At 62.8% G+C, this 16,407-nt stretch carries 12 protein-coding genes; all 12 read right to left on the bottom strand.

Annotated features, from left to right (window positions below; all coding sequences use genetic code 11):
- Window positions 1-141: 141 nt before the first annotated feature.
- The gene (locus PSH76_RS12610; RefSeq protein WP_032897073.1) at window positions 142-801 is read right to left on the bottom strand and encodes a glycosyltransferase family 2 protein; all 660 of its coding nucleotides are present in this window, start codon (window positions 799-801) and stop codon (window positions 142-144) included.
- Complete coding sequence (locus PSH76_RS12615; RefSeq protein WP_305494202.1) at window positions 798-1,397, bottom strand: SAM-dependent methyltransferase; 600 nt, start codon at window positions 1,395-1,397, stop codon at window positions 798-800. The genes PSH76_RS12610 and PSH76_RS12615 overlap by 4 nt, the downstream gene beginning before the upstream one ends.
- On the bottom strand, window positions 1,394-2,152 hold the full coding sequence (locus PSH76_RS12620) for a PIG-L deacetylase family protein (protein ID WP_305494203.1): 759 nt from the start codon (window positions 2,150-2,152) through the stop codon (window positions 1,394-1,396). Before PSH76_RS12620 ends, PSH76_RS12615 begins: the two co-directional genes overlap by 4 nt.
- Complete coding sequence (locus PSH76_RS12625) at window positions 2,149-3,147, bottom strand: acyl-CoA dehydrogenase family protein (protein WP_305494204.1); 999 nt, start codon at window positions 3,145-3,147, stop codon at window positions 2,149-2,151. The genes PSH76_RS12620 and PSH76_RS12625 overlap by 4 nt, the downstream gene beginning before the upstream one ends.
- Window position 3,148: 1 nt before the next feature.
- Window positions 3,149-5,308: a glycogen debranching protein GlgX gene (gene glgX, locus PSH76_RS12630; protein WP_305494205.1), complete on the bottom strand. Its 2,160-nt coding sequence runs from the start codon at window positions 5,306-5,308 to the stop codon at window positions 3,149-3,151.
- Between the two features lie 121 nt (window positions 5,309-5,429).
- Window positions 5,430-5,699, bottom strand: coding sequence for a DUF2934 domain-containing protein (locus PSH76_RS12635; RefSeq protein ID WP_003191595.1), 270 nt, complete (start codon window positions 5,697-5,699; stop codon window positions 5,430-5,432).
- Between the two features lie 23 nt (window positions 5,700-5,722).
- The gene (locus tag PSH76_RS12640) at window positions 5,723-8,473 is read right to left on the bottom strand and encodes a malto-oligosyltrehalose synthase (RefSeq protein WP_305494206.1); all 2,751 of its coding nucleotides are present in this window, start codon (window positions 8,471-8,473) and stop codon (window positions 5,723-5,725) included.
- Window positions 8,470-10,554, bottom strand: coding sequence for a 4-alpha-glucanotransferase (gene malQ / locus PSH76_RS12645; protein WP_305494207.1), 2,085 nt, complete (start codon window positions 10,552-10,554; stop codon window positions 8,470-8,472). Before malQ ends, PSH76_RS12640 begins: the two co-directional genes overlap by 4 nt.
- Window positions 10,551-12,296: a malto-oligosyltrehalose trehalohydrolase gene (gene treZ / locus PSH76_RS12650; RefSeq protein ID WP_305494208.1), complete on the bottom strand. Its 1,746-nt coding sequence runs from the start codon at window positions 12,294-12,296 to the stop codon at window positions 10,551-10,553. The genes malQ and treZ overlap by 4 nt, the downstream gene beginning before the upstream one ends.
- Before the next feature lie 31 nt (window positions 12,297-12,327).
- Window positions 12,328-13,884 carry a glycogen synthase GlgA gene (glgA, locus tag PSH76_RS12655; protein ID WP_078467083.1) on the bottom strand — a complete coding sequence of 519 codons (1,557 nt, stop codon included), beginning with the start codon at window positions 13,882-13,884 and terminating at the stop codon, window positions 12,328-12,330.
- A 455-nt stretch (window positions 13,885-14,339) separates the two neighbouring features.
- The gene (locus PSH76_RS12660; protein WP_032897092.1) at window positions 14,340-15,293 is read right to left on the bottom strand and encodes a D-2-hydroxyacid dehydrogenase family protein; all 954 of its coding nucleotides are present in this window, start codon (window positions 15,291-15,293) and stop codon (window positions 14,340-14,342) included.
- 25 nt (window positions 15,294-15,318) lie between these two features.
- On the bottom strand, window positions 15,319-16,332 hold the full coding sequence (locus PSH76_RS12665) for an alpha/beta fold hydrolase (RefSeq protein WP_032897094.1): 1,014 nt from the start codon (window positions 16,330-16,332) through the stop codon (window positions 15,319-15,321).
- Window positions 16,333-16,407 lie beyond the last annotated feature (75 nt).

Here is a 16,407-nt window from a genome sequence, read left to right on the forward strand (position 1 = left end):
TTGATCGCGGGGCGTCAGGTAGAAGCATCGGTTGTCCGGTCGTCACGGGAGCAAGCTCCCTCGCCACAGGTTCGGCGCAATACCCGAAGTTGTGTAGATACCTATGCTGCGATGGGCCTGTTGTTGAATGCGTTTCCGTTTTCACCCAGCCTGCATCAAGCTCTTCAAATAGTCCCCAAACCCACCCTCAGCCCGACAATCCAGGCGCGCACTGGTCACCACTTGTGGTGCATGGCTCCAGGCAATGGAGGCGCCGCAACGCTCCAAGTCACGCACCAGCTGTACATCCTCGTGGCATTCCAGCGGTTCAAACCCTCCGGCCTCTACATAGGCGCGGGCACTCACGCCCAGGTTGGCACCGTGGATATGCCGATGCCCGTCGCGGGCCTGGTAGGCCTGGTGATAGCGGATCTGCGCAGCCGGGTCGAAGCCTTCGCTCCAGGCGTCTACGGTGACTGTGCCGCACACCGCGTCACAACCTTGAGCCAGTTGGGCCACCAGCCAGTCAGGGGCGACGCGACTGTCCGCGTCAGTACAGGAAATCCACCGCGCGCCTTGCTCCAGCAAGTACCGTGCACCCACGCCGCGGGCATGCCCCACATTGCGGGCCTGCACGTGCAGGCAGTGCACTTGGTGGGCCTGAGCTATCGCCGCGCTGGCATCGCTGCAGCTGTCGAGTACTACCAGAATCTGTACCGCTTCACCCAGCAAGCCAGGATGGTCGGCGGCGATTCGCGCAGCCTTCAGGCAATCATCCAACCAGGCTTCTTCGTTATGTGCCGGGATCAGAATACCGATCATCGTAAGCCCTCGTGGCGAGCGACCGAGGTGCCGTCGAGGCTCCACAGGTCGAGCAGGAAGTCCGGGTCCTGGTACTGGACCAACGGTGCTCCACCCAGACGCTGTTGCAGCACGGTGTGCACCTGTTCGGCGGTTTGCGGGCAACCGTCAATGGGCGCTCGCCAGTGGCAGGACAAGAGTTGCCCATCAGCGGTCAAGGAGGCGAGGGCGCAATCGATCAGACGATTCAAATCATCTGCATCAAGGTAGTAACAAAGCTCACTCAATACGATCAGTTCGAACTGCCCGCTGGGCCATTGCTCCGGCAGGCGGCGCTGCTCCACGCGGGCATGAGCAAAACGCTCCAGCCGCGCCTGTGCCAGCCGCACCGCAGCGCTTGCAGTGTCGCAACACAGCAGGCGGTCGCAACGTGGCGCCAGCTCGGCACTCAGTTCGCCATTGGCACAGCCCGGCTCGAATATCGACGCATAGCGCGGCCGTGTCAGCATGGCCAAGGTCAGGGCGCGCTTGCGTTGTTCGTACCAGCGTTGGCGAAAAGCCCAGGGGTCGTCATTGCCAGCAAACAATTGGTCGAAGTAGGGGGTTGCCACACTCATACGAACACCATTTCAAAAGGTTGCAGCAAGCGTTCCACCACATCGGGCGCCAGCACAGGAGGCAGGCCGATTTGCGGGTCGCCCTCCAACTGACTGGCGAAGGCGTGGATCGCATGGCGTTTGCGCGCCACTTGCTCTGCGGTCAGCGGGATTTTGCGCGCCCGATACCAGGGCACTTTGTGGTCTTCGGCGGTGGCCCAGTGCCAGGTCCATACCGGCAGTTCACACAACACTGCGCCCACGGCCTTGGCGGCCTTGGCGCTGGCGCGGCCCACGGCTTCATGATCGCAATGCCCATCCTCGCACCACGTGGCGAACACCACGTCGTTGGGCTTGAGGTGGCGCTGGATAAACTCGCACAGCTGGATTTCGCGCTCGGCCACATGGCTGTCGGCAAACCCGCCGCGCAGCCATTTCAAACTGTGCAGCGGCAAGCCAAGGCGGTGCAGGGCCTGGGCTGATTCCTGCGGGCGCACCACGCTCAAGCGCTCCACCGGCCAGCGCCGGGAGCCAGGGTGGCTGGCGCTGCCGTCGGTGACGGAGATCAACTGGATGGGGCGATCCAATGCAGCCAACCCTTGCAGCAAGCCGCCGCTGCCCAGCACTTCATCATCCGGGTGCGGGGCGACGATTACCGCTCGATGCCCTGGCGGCACCAACTGCGCCACGCTGATGTGTGGCAACTCGGCCAATCGTTCAGAGTTTTGCCAGTGGCTCAACGGTGTGCCCTGGCCAACAATCGGATTGGGCTTCATAGCGCCCATCTCCCTGTAGGCTCGCCAGCGACGTGTTCGCCCAAAGCGGCCAAGTCGCGTTCGGCATGGCTTTGCCGCACATACACCGGCAAATCCGCCATCAACTGGGCAAAGTGCGGGTCCTTGCAATACGGCCCGGCGCCGACCGCACGGCCCACATGGTGGATCACTTGCTCCACCGTATCTTCGATACACGCGCGCGTCTGTTGCGCCAGTTGCCGCGCATCGGCGCGTGGCTGGCGGTCGATCTGCGCGGCGCTGGCGCGTAACACGCAGGCGGCGCTGTTCAGGGCACTGTCGACCGCGCCAAGGTGGGCCAGCGCATGGGGCTCCGCACGCTTGGCACACTGGGCGCGCAGCACTTCGCCCAGGCGTTGCGCCGCGCCGTACCAGCACGCGGCGATGCCGATGCCGCCGTGCCAGAAGCCCGGGCGAGACAGATAGTCGCCCGGGCCACCCACGGCAATCCCCCTGGCGGCGCTGAACAGGATGTCGACGCTACCGGTCGCCGCCATGCCCACCGCCTTCCAACCTTCATCCGTCACCGTGATGCCGGGCTGATCCATCGCCACGGCCACCAGTTGCTGGCGGTCCTCTTCGTCCCAGGCCGTCAGCAAGCCGTGGCTGACCACCGCCGCACCGGAACACCAGGCTTTGCGCCCCTCGACGAGCAATCGCTGGCCGTCGCGGCGCACGCGCACCTTGGCGGTCGGCGGCTCGGCCGCCCACATGCCCCAGGTGCTGCCCAGCGGCGGCAAGGGGCTGTCGAGTTCGGCAATGATCGCCAGCGCATCGGTATGGCCTTCGAACAACTTGCACAGGCGCAGGTCATGCCCGGCCACCTGAGCCAATTGGCTCAAGCGGGCCAGGGTATCGCCGCTGCCCGGCAACGGCAGTTGATCAAGGCCTTCCTCTTGAAGGGCCCTCAGCGCATTGCCCAGGGCTTGCGTGTCGGCATAGCCCCGGTAGCCCCGAAGGAAACCGTGCAAGGCCATTTCACACCTCGCCTTCGTGCTGCAGTTCAAACAACAGCAGCGAACGACCGGTGACTGCGTACTCGTGCTCGAAATCAAAGCGTTCCTGGCCACGCACAGCCGGGTCGTTGGTGTCGAGCAGGCAGGTCCAGAACTCACCCTCCGGTACCGGTGGCAGGCGGAAATTGACCATGTCGTGATGGGCGTTGACCACCAGCAGCAAGGTGGCGTCGGCCCCGGCGCGGCGAATCCCGGTTTCCTGGGCGCGGCCATCCATCAGCATGCCCAGGCAACGGCCCTGGCTGTCTTCCCATTGCTCGGTGGTCATCTCGTTGCCATCCGGCGCCAGCCAGGTGACGTCCTTCACGCCGATGTCTTCGTTGTAGTCGCCCACCAGGAAACGCCCGCGCCGCAGGATCGGGTAAGCCAGGCGCAACTTGATCAGACGCTTGACGAACTTGAGCAAGGCCTTACCGTCATCGTCCAGGTCCCAGTTGACCCAGCCGATTTCGCTGTCCTGGCAATAGGCGTTGTTGTTGCCGTGCTGAGTGCGAGCGAACTCGTCCCCGGCGACGATCATCGGCGTGCCCTGGGCCAGCAGCAGGGTGGCGAAGAAGTTGCGCATCTGGCGCAGGCGCAGCGCGTTGATCTCCGGGTCGTCGGTAGGGCCTTCGACACCGTGGTTCCAGGACAGGTTGTTATTGCTGCCGTCCTGGTTGTTTTCGTCGTTGGCCTCGTTGTGTTTGTCGTTGTACGACACCAGGTCGTGCAGGGTGAAGCCGTCGTGGGCGGTGATGAAGTTCACCGAGCTGTACGGCCTGCGCCCACGGTGGTTGAACATCTCGCCCGAAGCGGTCATGCGCCCGGCGAAGTCGGCGAGTTGGCCGTCGTCGCCTTTCCAGAACGCCCGCACGGTGTCGCGGAAACGGTCGTTCCATTCCACCCAGCCTGGTGGGAAGTTGCCCACCTGGTAGCCGCCGGGGCCGCAGTCCCAGGGCTCGGCGATGAGTTTCAACTGGCGCAGGATCGGGTCCTGGCGGCAAGCCACGAGGAAACTGTGGCGCTCATCGAAGCCGTCGCGGTAGCGCCCGAGGATGGTCGCCAGGTCGAAGCGGAAGCCGTCGACGTGCATCTCGGTGGCCCAGTAACGCAGGGAGTCGGTGACCATTTGCAGCACGCACGGATGGCTCAGATCCAGGGTGTTGCCGGTGCCCGAATCGTTGATGTAGAAGCGCTTGTCGTCGGGCATCAGCCGGTAGTAGGAGGCGTTGTCGATGCCGCGCATGGACAGGGTAGGGCCACGTTCGTTGCCTTCGGCGGTGTGGTTGTAGACCACGTCCAGAATCACTTCCAGCTTCTGCTCATGCAGGTGCGCGACCATCTCCTTGAACTCGGCGATCTTGCCGCTGGCCAGGTAGCGCGGGTCGGGGGCGAAGAACGCAATGCTGTTGTAGCCCCAGTAGTTGGTCATGCCTTTTTCCAGCAGATGCTGGTCGTTGACGAAGGCGTGCACGGGCAACAGCTCGACCGAGGAAATGCCCAACTGACGGATGTGCTTGAGTACGTCATCTTCCATCAAGCCGGCGCAGGTGCCACGCACTGACTCGCCGACCGAAGGATGGCGCATGCTGATGCCGCGCAGGTGGGTTTCGTAGATGATCGTGCGGTCCCACGGCACCCGCACCGGTTGGTCGTTGCCCCAGGTGTGCGCCGGGTCGATGACCTTGCACTTGGGCACGAAGGGCGCACTGTCGCGTTCATCGAAACTGAGGTCGTCGTCCGGGTGGCCGATGGTGTAGCCAAACAGCGCTTCGGACCATTTGAGTTCGCCCACCAGTTGCTTGGCGTAGGGGTCGATCAGCAGCTTGTTGTGGTTGAAACGGTGACCATTGGCTGGGTCATACGGGCCGTATACGCGGTAGCCGTAGATCAGCCCGGGGTGCGCATCGGGCAGGTAGCCATGAAAGATTTCGTCGGTGTATTCGGGCAGTTCGATGCGCTCCAGCTCAACCTCGCCGGTATCGTCGAACAGGCACAGCTCCACTTTGGTGGCGTTGGCGGAAAACAGCGCAAAGTTCACACCCAGGCCATCCCAGGTGGCGCCGAGGGGGAAGGGCAAACCTTCACGGATCCGCGACGGCTCATTAACCGGCGTCGCTGTGGTGTTGTCGGGTTTGCTCATCGAGTTGCTCCTGCAAGAGGTCTTTTTTCGGGCCGAACGCCGCCGTACTGACGGTGCTTCAGCGCATGGCATGGACGGAAAAGGGCCTGCAGCGCGCATTGCGTGCTGCAGGCCCGAGAAATCATGGGGCGGGCGGTTTGGGCTTCTTCGGCGCGGCGGGTTTCTTTGCCGCAGGCTTGGCGGCGGCAGGCGCAGCCGGCTTGGGCTTGGCCGCCGCCTTGGGCGCGGTTTTTGGCTTGGCGGCCGGTTTGGGCTTGCTTGGCGTCAGCGCCTCGGCTTCGGCCAGCTTGCGCGCCATCTCCCAGTGGCGATCATGGGCGCCATCGGGCTTGCCTTCAGACTCCCAGATCTGATGCGCCAGTTCGCGAATGCGTTTGTCTTCTTTACTCATCACAAACTCCTCACAGAAAATTTTCAGCTTTCTTGATTATCAGGATTGATAAAGACATTGACCGGGAGATCCCCCAGGGCAGCGCTGATCAACAGCTCCTTGTTGGGTGTGACTACGCCCGTTTGAAAAAGTCCCTTCCAGTTTTGTGCAGGGGCGGCGAACGGTAATTTCACCCGCGTATCGCCCCAAACCTGCGCATTGATCTGGGGAAACATCCCGTTTTCAAGCAACGGATAAGACCAGCGCGGCACCACCACCAGTAACTGCTTGCCTTGATGTTCACGGTAAAACGCAACCACGCGCTCAGCGTGCTGACCCACCACTTCCAAAGGCGTATAGCTGCCATGGCGCAGCAGATCGGGGCAGGCTTTACGCAGGCCCAGCACCTGGGCGATCACTGCCTGTTTGATACGCCCGTCGCGCCAGTTGAACAACAGTTCGCCGATGTCCGGTGGTGCCTGCAATGCACGTTGGCGCGCAGCGAAGTCCACCGGGCGACGGTTGTCCGGGTCGACCAAGCTGAAGTCCCAGAACTCATCGCCCTGGTAAATATCCGGCACACCCGGCACGGTCAGATGAAGCAAGGTTTGCGCCAGCCCATTCAGAGCGCCGGCGGGGGCGATGGCCTGGACGGCGCTGTCCAAGGCACTGCGCAATGGCGCACCGGCCTCACTGAGCAGCAGGCGCTTGAGGAACCCGTCCACCGCCTGTTCATAGGCGTCGTTGGGCGCGCTCCAACTGCTCTGCAACTTGGCCTCGCGCAGGGCTTTTTGCTGCCACTGCCAGAGGCGTTGCTGGTACGCCGCCAGATCGGGGTTGGGCTCCAGCGGCCAACTGCCCAGCAGCACTTGATAGAGAATCAACTCATCACCCGCCGAGGGGCTCTCGGCGCTCTCGCGCAAAGGCTCGGCCAGGCGGCGCCAGTGCTCGACCTGTTCGGCATACCAGGGGGCGCACTCGCTGAGTACCGCCAGGCGCGCGCGGGTGTCTTCGCCGCGTTTGTGGTCGTGGGTGGCGGTGGCCAGCAGGTTGCCTGGGAAGGTCTTCAGGCGCTGTTGATTGGCCGCATGGAAATCGGTCAACGGCGCACTGAATTGCTCGGTGCTGAAACCCACATCGTTACGCGACAACAGCACCGCCGAACGATAGAACGCGGTGTCTTCCACGGCCTTGGCGGCGGCGGGCGAGGTCAGTTGCTGGAAGCGCACGCAGGCATGCTTGAGCATCTTGCGCGCGCGGCCCACCGGGCGATTGCGCCAGGGCTGGCCACCGAGCCATTGCTCCAGGTGGTCGAGTACCGGCCAGTCGCCTTCGTTGAGGGTGCTGCGCGCCCCCTCCATGGCCTGCTGGAACACCTTGTCGTCGTCCGCACTGCGGCCCTTGGCGCTGATATAGGTGCGGTACACCGGGAAGTGCACGATCAGTTCCTGCAAGGCCCGGCGGATGGCGCCCAGGGTCAGGTCGCGGGTCATCACATCATCGCGGGCCACTTGCAGCAGGGCCTGGGCCACGCTTTCGAAGTCGCCGCCCAACGAACCATTGAGGATCTGCTGGCGCGCCAGCCGCGCTTCTTCGCCGAAGGCTGAAGGCCGGTCGCTGTAACGCGTCCACATCTCGGCCAGCGGCGTAAAACCTTCGGGATGGTGCTGCAGCAATGACAACTGGTTCATGAACTCGTAGCCGGTGGTGCCGTCCACCTGCCAGTCTTCGCGCAGGGTTTCGCCTTCGCCAAGGATCTTTTCGACAAAGATCGGCAGGTGACGCTGGGGTGACAGCGCATCCACCCGCCGACGCAATTTGCGGCAATAGCCACGCGGGTCGGCGAGGCCGTCGATGTGGTCGATGCGCAGGCCGTCGACCAGCCCCGCGCTGATCAGCTCGAAAATCTTGCCATGGGTGGCTTCGAACACCGCTGCGCGCTCGACCCGCAGGCCGCCCAGCTCATTGACGTCGAAGAAGCGCCGCCAGTTGATGTCGTCCGCGGCGGTGCGCCAACTGGCCAGGCGATAGGTCTGTTGTTCAAGCAGGTGATGCAGGCGCTCGAAGCCCTCGGGCTGGCGACTGTCGAATGCGGCCAGGCGTTGTTCAATAGCGGGTAGCAGCTCGCTGGCGCGTTCGGCCAAGGCTTGTTTGAGCGTGGCGGCTTCGGCGTAGGCGTCGTGCTGATAGGCGAGGGCGGCGAAACGTTCGGCCAGCGGTTTGAGTAACTCATCGTTGCCCAGGATCAGGCCGTAGTCCCTGGGGCAGATCGGAAAACGGTGTTCGTAATGCTCGACATAGAAACTCCCCTGGGCGGCATCGAACTTGAGCGTGAGCGTGCCGCTCTGCAAGGCTTCGCCGTAATCGCTGCCGAGAAAGGGCATCAGCAACTGGCCCTTGAGCAGCGGGTCGGGAGAATGCCACTGGATGTCGAAGAACTCGCTGTAGGGGCTTAGGCGGCCCCACTCCAGCAGGTCCAGCCACCAAGGGTTATCCGCGCCGCCCACGGCCATATGGTTGGAGACGATATCGAGGATCAAGCCCATGTCGTGCTCACGCAGCGCGGCGACCAGGCGACGCAACGCCGCTTCGCCACCCAGCTCCGGGTTGACGCGGGTCGGGTCGACCACATCGTAGCCGTGCATGGAGCCGGCGCGGGCGCTCAACAGCGGTGAGGCATACAGGTGGCTGATGCCCAGTTGGGCGAAATACGGCACCAGCGGCACCGCGTCATCGAGGGTGAAACCTTTATGAAATTGCAGGCGCTGGGTGGCGCGCAGGGGCAGTGCGTTCATCGGTCACGCTCATAGGCTTGGTTGCGCGCCACGGCCAGCAGTTCGAGGCGGCGCGCGGCGCTGTCATTGTCGAGCAGGCTGGCGGCTTCGCCGGGCAAACGGCGGCGCCAATTGGGGTGGGTGTCGAGGGTACCTGGAAGGTTGGCTTGCTCCTCCATGCCCAAAGCATCTTCCAGGGGCAACAACACCAGGGGCGCGCGGGTATGGCCCAGGTAACGCACGCTGGCGTCGATCATATGGTCGGTGTCGTTGCGGATCTCATCGATGAAGTTCTGCGGGTCCTGGCTCAAGGCTTGGCGCAGTGCCTGGCGTTCGCGCAGGCGGTGTTCGCTCCATTGGTCCACGGTGGGCGCGTCGATCAGGCCGAGCTGGATGTTCCATTCGATATCGCGGCTGTGCCACCAGCCATTGAGGGTGGGTAAGTCGTGGGTACTGGTGGTGGCCAAGGCGTTGTCGGGCCAATCGAGGATGGGCTTGAACTGGCCGTCATGGTTCTGTTCGAACAGCAGCACACGCATGCCCAGGATCGAGCGGGCGCTGAGCTTCTCGCGCAGGCCGTCGGGCACGGTGCCCAGGTCTTCACCGAGGACGATGGCCTGGTGGCGGTGCGATTCCAGGGCGAGCAAACGCAGCAGGTCGTCTACCGGGTAATACAAGTAGGCACCTTCGCGGGGTGATGCGCCCAGGGGGATCACCCACAGGCGTTGCAAGCCCATCACGTGGTCGATGCGCAAGCCGCCTGCATGGGCAAAGTTGGCCCGCAGCATTTCGATAAAGGCGCGAAAACCATTGCGCTTGAGGCCTTCGGGGGAAAAGGCCGAGATGCCCCAGCCCTGGCCTGCGCGGTTGAGAATGTCCGGTGGCGCGCCCACTGTGAGGTCGGCCAGCAGTTCATCCTGGCGGCTCCAGGCCTGGCTGCCGCCACCGTCGGCACCCACTGCCAGGTCAGCGATCAGGCCGATGCCCATGCCGCTGCCACGGGCGGCCTGTTGCGCGCGCTCAAGGCTGCGGGCGATCAGCCATTGGGTGAAGGCGAAATAGCCGATTTCGTCGCGGTTTTCCTCGGCGAACTGCGCCAGGGCCGGGCTGTGCGGCGTGCGCCAGGCTTCGGGCCATTGGCGCCAGTCCAGGTCCTCACCGGCGGCAGCACGCTGGGCCTGTATGGCTTCGAAGCGGCAGTGGTTTTCCAGGGCTTCGCCGCCGGCCTGGCGGAAGCTCTGGAAGTCGGCATGCTGGGGATGCGCGCCGTGGCGGAAGTCTTCATACAGCGTTCGCAGCAGGCGTTGCTTGGCTTTGGCGGCGGCAGGCCAGTCGATCAGCGTGAGCTGTTCCAGGGCATGCAGCTCGTCGGCCAAGCCGGCAGCCTCGATGGCGTTACGCACTTCACGTTCACCGAGAATGCACGCCGGCGAGGCATACAGGCTGTTAAGGAACAGGCGGCTGGAGGGTGAATAAGGGCTGAAGCGCTCGGTGTCGGCGCTGAACATCGCGTGCATCGGGCTGATTGCCACGGCGTCGGCGCCGCGCTCGGCGGCTGAACGCACCAGGTGTTCCAGAGCCAGGGTGTCGCCAAAACCGCCATCGCCGAGGCGGCGCAAGGCATACAGTTGGGCGCTCAGACCCCAGGCGCGAGCGGGTTGGCTGTCGACCGCGTCGGCCACGCTGTAGCAATGGCTGGGCGCGACGGCCAGGGTGAAGGTTTGCCCGTCGATATGCACCTGGTGGTAGCCGAGGGCAATGACGCCGGGCAGCACGGCCTCGCCGTCCAGGCGCAGCTCCAGGGTTTCGCCGCCTTCCAGGCTGACGCGGCACGGGGTGTCCGGGGCGAAGTAACGCGCCAGGTCCAGGCCCGCGCCACTGTCGGTGGTCATCAAGGGTGGCAGGTGGGTGTCTTGCTGCGCCTGCTCAAGTTGCTGCAGGCTAGCGTCGATCTCGGCATCGCTGTCGGCCGGGTGCCCAAGGCCTTTGAGGACGGCGCGCAGGGCGTCAGGCTTTACATGCTGCGGGCGACCGTTGGCATCGATCCAATCGACGGCCAGGCCCGCGCGGCTGGCGAGAATTTCCAGGTTCGCTTCGCTCAAAGCATTTCTCCAACAGGGGATAAGCAAACGCGTGCGCTCAAGGGCGGTAAGTGCGCACCTTGCTGGGCAGGCGTTTGGAAAATAATCGGCTGGGGTGCCGGATGGTCCAGGGGCTGCTCACTCAGGTTCAGGTCGATCTGCAGCACACGGCCATTGCCCAGGCGCCAGCGCGCGGTGACGGCGCGGTCGGCCAGCACGTGCGCCCCGAGCGCCACGGTGCCGGGCAAGTGCGGCACCACGTGCGCGTGACGCAGGCTCAGCAGGTGGCGGTAGAGCTGGGTGTGGTCGTTTTCGACGAAGGAGGGCATCGATTGCAAAAAGGTTTGCAGCGCGTTGGGGTCGGGGATGCGCTGGCGTTGCTCGGGGTCGTGAAACGCCGCGAAGTCGGCAAACTCATTGCGCCTGCCTTCACGCACGGCCTCGGCCAATTCGCCATGATGGTCGGTGAAAAACAGAAAGGGCTCGGCGGCATTTACCTCGTCGCCCATGAACAGCATCGGGATCATGGGGCACAGCAACAGCAGGGCAGTCGCCGCTTTCAGCGCCTCGGGCGAACACAGCTGGTGCAGGCGTTCGCCCAAGGCGCGGTTGCCGACCTGGTCGTGGTTTTGCAGGAACGCCACGAAGGCACTGGGAGGTAAATCCGCACTGGATTCACCGCGTGCATGGCCATGGCGGGTGGTCTCGCCCTGATAGATAAACCCCTCGGCCAGGCAGCGCGCCAGCTTGGCGGTGGGCTGTTCGGCAAAGTCGCTGTAATAGGCGTCGGTTTCACAGGTGAGCAACACATGCAGCACATTATGAAAGTCATCATTCCATTGCGCGTCAAAATCGTGCTGCAACAGGCTGGCCTGGTTCAGTTCGTTTTCCAGCATCAGCCACACGTGGCGCCCGCCGTCCACCTGCTGGCGTACCCGTTGCGCCAGTTCTTGCAGAAACCCGGGGTTGTCGATGGCGTGCACGGCATCCAGGCGCAGGCCGTCGAAACGGTATTCAAGCAGCCACATCAGGGCGTTATCGAGGAAGAAATCCCGCACTTCACGGCGCTCGAAATCAATGCCAGCGCCCCAGGGCGTGTGCACGTCTTCCTGGAAGAAACCCTGGGCGTACTGGCCCAGGTAATTGCCATCGGGGCCGAAGTGGTTGTAGACCACATCGAGGATCACGGCCAAGCCGTGGCCATGGGCACTGTCGATCAGTTGCTTGAGTTGCTCGGGCGTGCCGTAGGTGGCGTGGGGCGCGTAGGGCAGCACGCCGTCATAGCCCCAATTGCGTTCGCCGGGAAATTGCGCCAGAGGCATCAATTCAATCGCGGTGACGCCCAGCTCGGCCAGGCGCGGCAGGTGTTTCTCGACGCCAGCGTAGCCGCCCATGGCACCGACGTGAAGCTCGTAGATGATCGCCGTGTGCCAGGGGCGGCCTTGCCACTGGCTGTGGCGCCATTCATAGGCGAGGGGGTCGACTACTCGGCTCCAGCCATGCACATCCAGTGCCTGAGCCCTGGAAGCAGGGTCGGGCACCGTGTTTTCGCCATCGATATTAAAGCGGTAGAGCGTGCCGGCAGGGCACGCGACTTCGACTTCGAACCAACCACCGGCCTGGGGCAGCATGACGATGGTTTTGCCCTGTTCCAATTCAACGCTGACATAAAATGCGTCTGGCGCCCATAACGCAAAGCGCGTGCGGTGCGCGTCCAGCATGATTGCGCCGTGGGGCCAGGTTTCCAGAGTCCGTAACGGCATCTATGAAGACCTCCCTTAGTTGTTCCAATCGCTATTTGTTCGATTTCCCCAGGGCCTTGGCCACCAGTTGTTCGTAGAGTTCGGCGTAGGGTTCCACGGCCTGGCACCAGTTGAACGGCTGGGTCATGGCACGGCTGCGCATGGCATTGAGCAGACCGGGGAAGGCAAACACCTTGAAGGCGCGGCGCAGCGCCTCTTCGTAGCTTTGCACGGTGGATTCATTGAACAGGAAGCCGGTGACGCCATCCTCAATGGTGTCCGCCAGCCCGCCGGTGTTACGCGCCACTGGCAACGAGCCGAAGCGTTGCGCATACATCTGACTCAGGCCGCAAGGCTCGTAGCGCGACGGCATCAGCAGAAAATCGCTGCCGGCAAACATGCGGCGCGCATCGGTCTCATTGAAGCCGATGCGTACGCCCACCTGGCCTGGGAAGCGTAGCGCCAATTCGCGCATGGCCTGCTCTTCTTCGGGTTCGCCACGGCCGATAATCGCAATCTGGCCGCCGTTCTCGACGATGAAACTGGCGACGGCTTCGGTGAGGTCCAGGCCTTTCTGGTAGACCAGGCGCGAGACCACCGCGAACAGCGGGCCACTGGATGGCTGCAGCTCAAACAGCTCGCGCACATGGGCGGCGTTGATAGCCTTGCCTTCCCAGTCGCCGATATTGAAGTTGTGGATCAGGTGCGTGTCGGTAGAGGTTTCCCAGCTTTCGTCGATACCGTTGGGAATGCCGCTGAGCAGCCCCTGTTGAGTCTTGCTGGCGAGGAAGCCATCCAGGCCACATCCGAATTCCGGGGTGGTGATCTCCTGGGCGTAGGTGGCGCTCACTGTGGTGATATGGCTGGAATACGCCATGCCCGCCTTGAGGAACGACATCTTGCCGTAGAACTCCATGCCTTCTTGTTGCAGGGCGTGGGGCGGAATGCCCAGCTCTGGCGTCGAGGCCAGGCTGACCACGCCCTGGTAGGCCAGGTTATGAATGGTGAACAGGGTTGGCGTACGTGACCCACGCCAGTGCATGTACGCCGGAGCCAGGCCCGCAGGCCAGTCATGGGCGTGCACCAGGTCTGGGCACCAGTGGATTTGCGCGAGGTTGGCGGCCATGTCGGCGGCAGCCAGGCCCAGGCGGGCGAAGCGAATATGGTTGTCCGGCCAGTCGCGGCCGTTGTTGGCGCCGTAGGGCGTGCCTTCGCGCTCATACAGTTCAGGGCAGATCAGCACGTAAATGACCAGGCCGTCCGCAAGGTCCATGCGCCCGATCTTGCACGGTGGCAACGCGGCATGGCCGCCCAGTTCACCGACGATATGAATCGGGTTGTCGCTTTCCATCACTTGCGGGTAACCCGGGATCAGCACCCGCACATCATGTAGGTGGGCCATGGCGCGGGGCAGGGCAGCGGAGACGTCGCCCAGGCCACCGGTTTTCACCAGGTCCGCAAACTCGGAGGTGACAAACAAGACTTTCTTTCGATTCGGATTCTGACTCACGACCGGCCGCACAGTGTTGGGCAGGTCGGCCAAAGACTTAGGCCCTCCTGCCGGCTGACTAAAACGCTCTCCCTGAGTATCTACTGCGGCACTGATCATAATGCACTCCCATCTGTTGGTTGGCTAATGGCCCGCTGCCATCAGCTCCGAGTGACCGCATCCTGCGGCCAGGCACACAAGCGCTATACAAGCTGGCAAGGCGTATGCCAGTTGCAACGTCGGCTAAAAAAGATTGGATGAGCGGGCATTCGGCCTGAAGCGCGCGTGCTCGCCCTTACCTAAAACTTGACCAGCGGCAGGTTTCGAAAGTTTAGATTTTTTGCGGGGTTTTTGTTTTGGAACGGACCCATCGGTCATGAGTCTAGGACAGATCCCAGCGCCTGCTGGGTTTTCATGCAGATTTTGTAGGACAAAAAACTTTTAACGATATGCCACCCTGCCCCTGTAGGAGCGAGCTCGCTCGCGAAAAACCAGAGAGCGCCACGTAAAACCAGAATGCCCAAGTTATCGTCGGCGTTTTTCGCGAGCCACCAAGATTGCACTTTAATGGTGCGTCAGCTGAGCCCGCGAATGGGCACACCGCTGGCCCAAGCCTGGATATCGTCGATCATCTGCTGATAGAACTGCCGGTAATTCTGCTCGCTCACATACCCCACGTGTGGCGTAGCCAGCACATTGGGCAAGCGGCGAAATGGATGGTCAGCCGGCAGCGGTTCCTCGGCATACACATCCAGCGCTGCCCCGGCCAGGCGACCGCTGCGTAACGCGTGCACCAGCGCCTGCTCATCCACAATCGGCCCGCGCGCGGTGTTCACCAGCCGCGCGCTGGGTTTCATCCAGGCGAAGGCTTGCGCATCCACCAGGCCACGGCTGCGCTCGCTGAGCACCAGGTGGATGGTCAGGATATCCGCCTGCTCAAACAGCTCGCGCTTGCTGACCCAGGTCACCCCAGATTCCGCCGCACGCTCAGGCGTGAGGTTCTCACTCCAGGCAATCACCCGCATGCCAAACACCTGGGCGAACTTTGCGACTTTCTGGCCAATACTGCCCAACCCTAGGATGCCCAGGGTCTTGCCATGCAGGTCGCCGCCCAGGCCGACCTGCCATCCACCTGCGCGCAGCGAGTTGGCTTCGGCGAGCAGGTTTCGCGTAGAGGCCATGATCAACGCCCAGGTCAGTTCCGGGGCGGCGTGCTTATAACTGTCGGTGCCGCACACCTGAATGCCCAGGGCCTTGGCTGCGGAAAGGTCGATGGCGGCATTGCGCATGCCGCCGGTCACCAGCAATTTGAGCTTGGGCAGCCCTTGCAGCAAGGCTTTGTCAAAGGTTGAGCGTTCGCGCATCAGGCAAATCACTTCGAATCCCTTCAAGCGCTCGATCATGGTGGCGGTATCGGCGGGGTAGTCGTGGAGAAAATGCACCTTGCCTACGCTGTCCAGTGTCGACCAATCCACCACGTTACTGGCCACGTGCTGCCAATCATCCATCACTGCTATCTGTATCGACATGCACGCGGGCCTCGAAAAGGTGGAATTAAAGGGCCTTCAACCCCTGCAACAGGGCTTTATGAAACTGTTCAGGTTCTTCCATCTGCGGCGCATGGCCCAGGCCGGGGAACTCCACCAGCGTGGCGTGGGGAATCAGCTTGGCTACCTGCTTGCCCAGTACCTCGTAATGACCGATTTTGGCCTTGACCGCCGGCGGCGCCACATCTTTGCCGATGGCGGTGGTGTCGCTGGTGCCGATCAGCAGCAGGGTGGGCACCTGCAAGTCCTTGAACTCGTAGTACACCGGCTGGGTGAAGATCATGTCGTAAATCAACGCCGAGTTCCAGGCAACCTGCAGATGCCCCGGGCCTTTGTTCAGGCCTGCGAGCATGTCCACCCAGCGCTCGTATTCAGGTTTCCAGCGCCCGCCGTAATAGGTGCTGCGCTCATAGTTGCGTACACCGTCGGCGCTCAGCTTCAGCTCGCGCTGATACCACTGGTCGACGCTCTGGTAAGGCACGCCCAAGGCTTTCCAGTCTTCCAGGCCGATGGGGTTCACCAGCCCAAGCTGTTCGGTTTGCTGGGGGTACATCAGCGCATAGCGCGTGGCGAGCATGCCGCCGGTGGAATGGCCGATCACCGTGGCCTTTTGAATGCCGAGCTTTTCCAGCAGTTGATGGGTGTTGGTCGCCAGTTGCTGAAAGCTGTACTGGTAATGGTCGGGCTTGCTGGAGGAGCAAAAACCTATCTGGTCCGGGGCGATGACGCGGTAACCGGCGTCACTCAGCGCCTTGATCGAACCTTCCCAGGTGGCACCGCAGAAGTTCTTGCCGTGCATCAGCACCACGCTGCGACCGTTGGGAGTGCCGGTTGCGGGGACGTCCATGTAGCCCATTTGCAGGGATTTGCCTTGGGATTGGAAGCTGAAATGTTGGAGAGGGTGAGGGTATTGGAAGCCTTGGAGTTCAGGGCCGTAGACGCGACCTTCGCTGGAGGCGAACACGTAGGAGGCGCTGAGGCTCAGTAGGGTAGCGATGGATAGGGCGCGGACTGAAGTCATGGGCGGGGTTCCGAATGGAGTAATCGGATGCTGTCGGGAGGGGATTAAGTGAAAATTAACATCTAGCAGCAGGGC

Origin of the sequence: Pseudomonas sp. FP215, from assembly GCF_030687795.1 — a bacterium.
GTDB classification, from domain to species: domain Bacteria; phylum Pseudomonadota; class Gammaproteobacteria; order Pseudomonadales; family Pseudomonadaceae; genus Aquipseudomonas; species Aquipseudomonas salmasensis.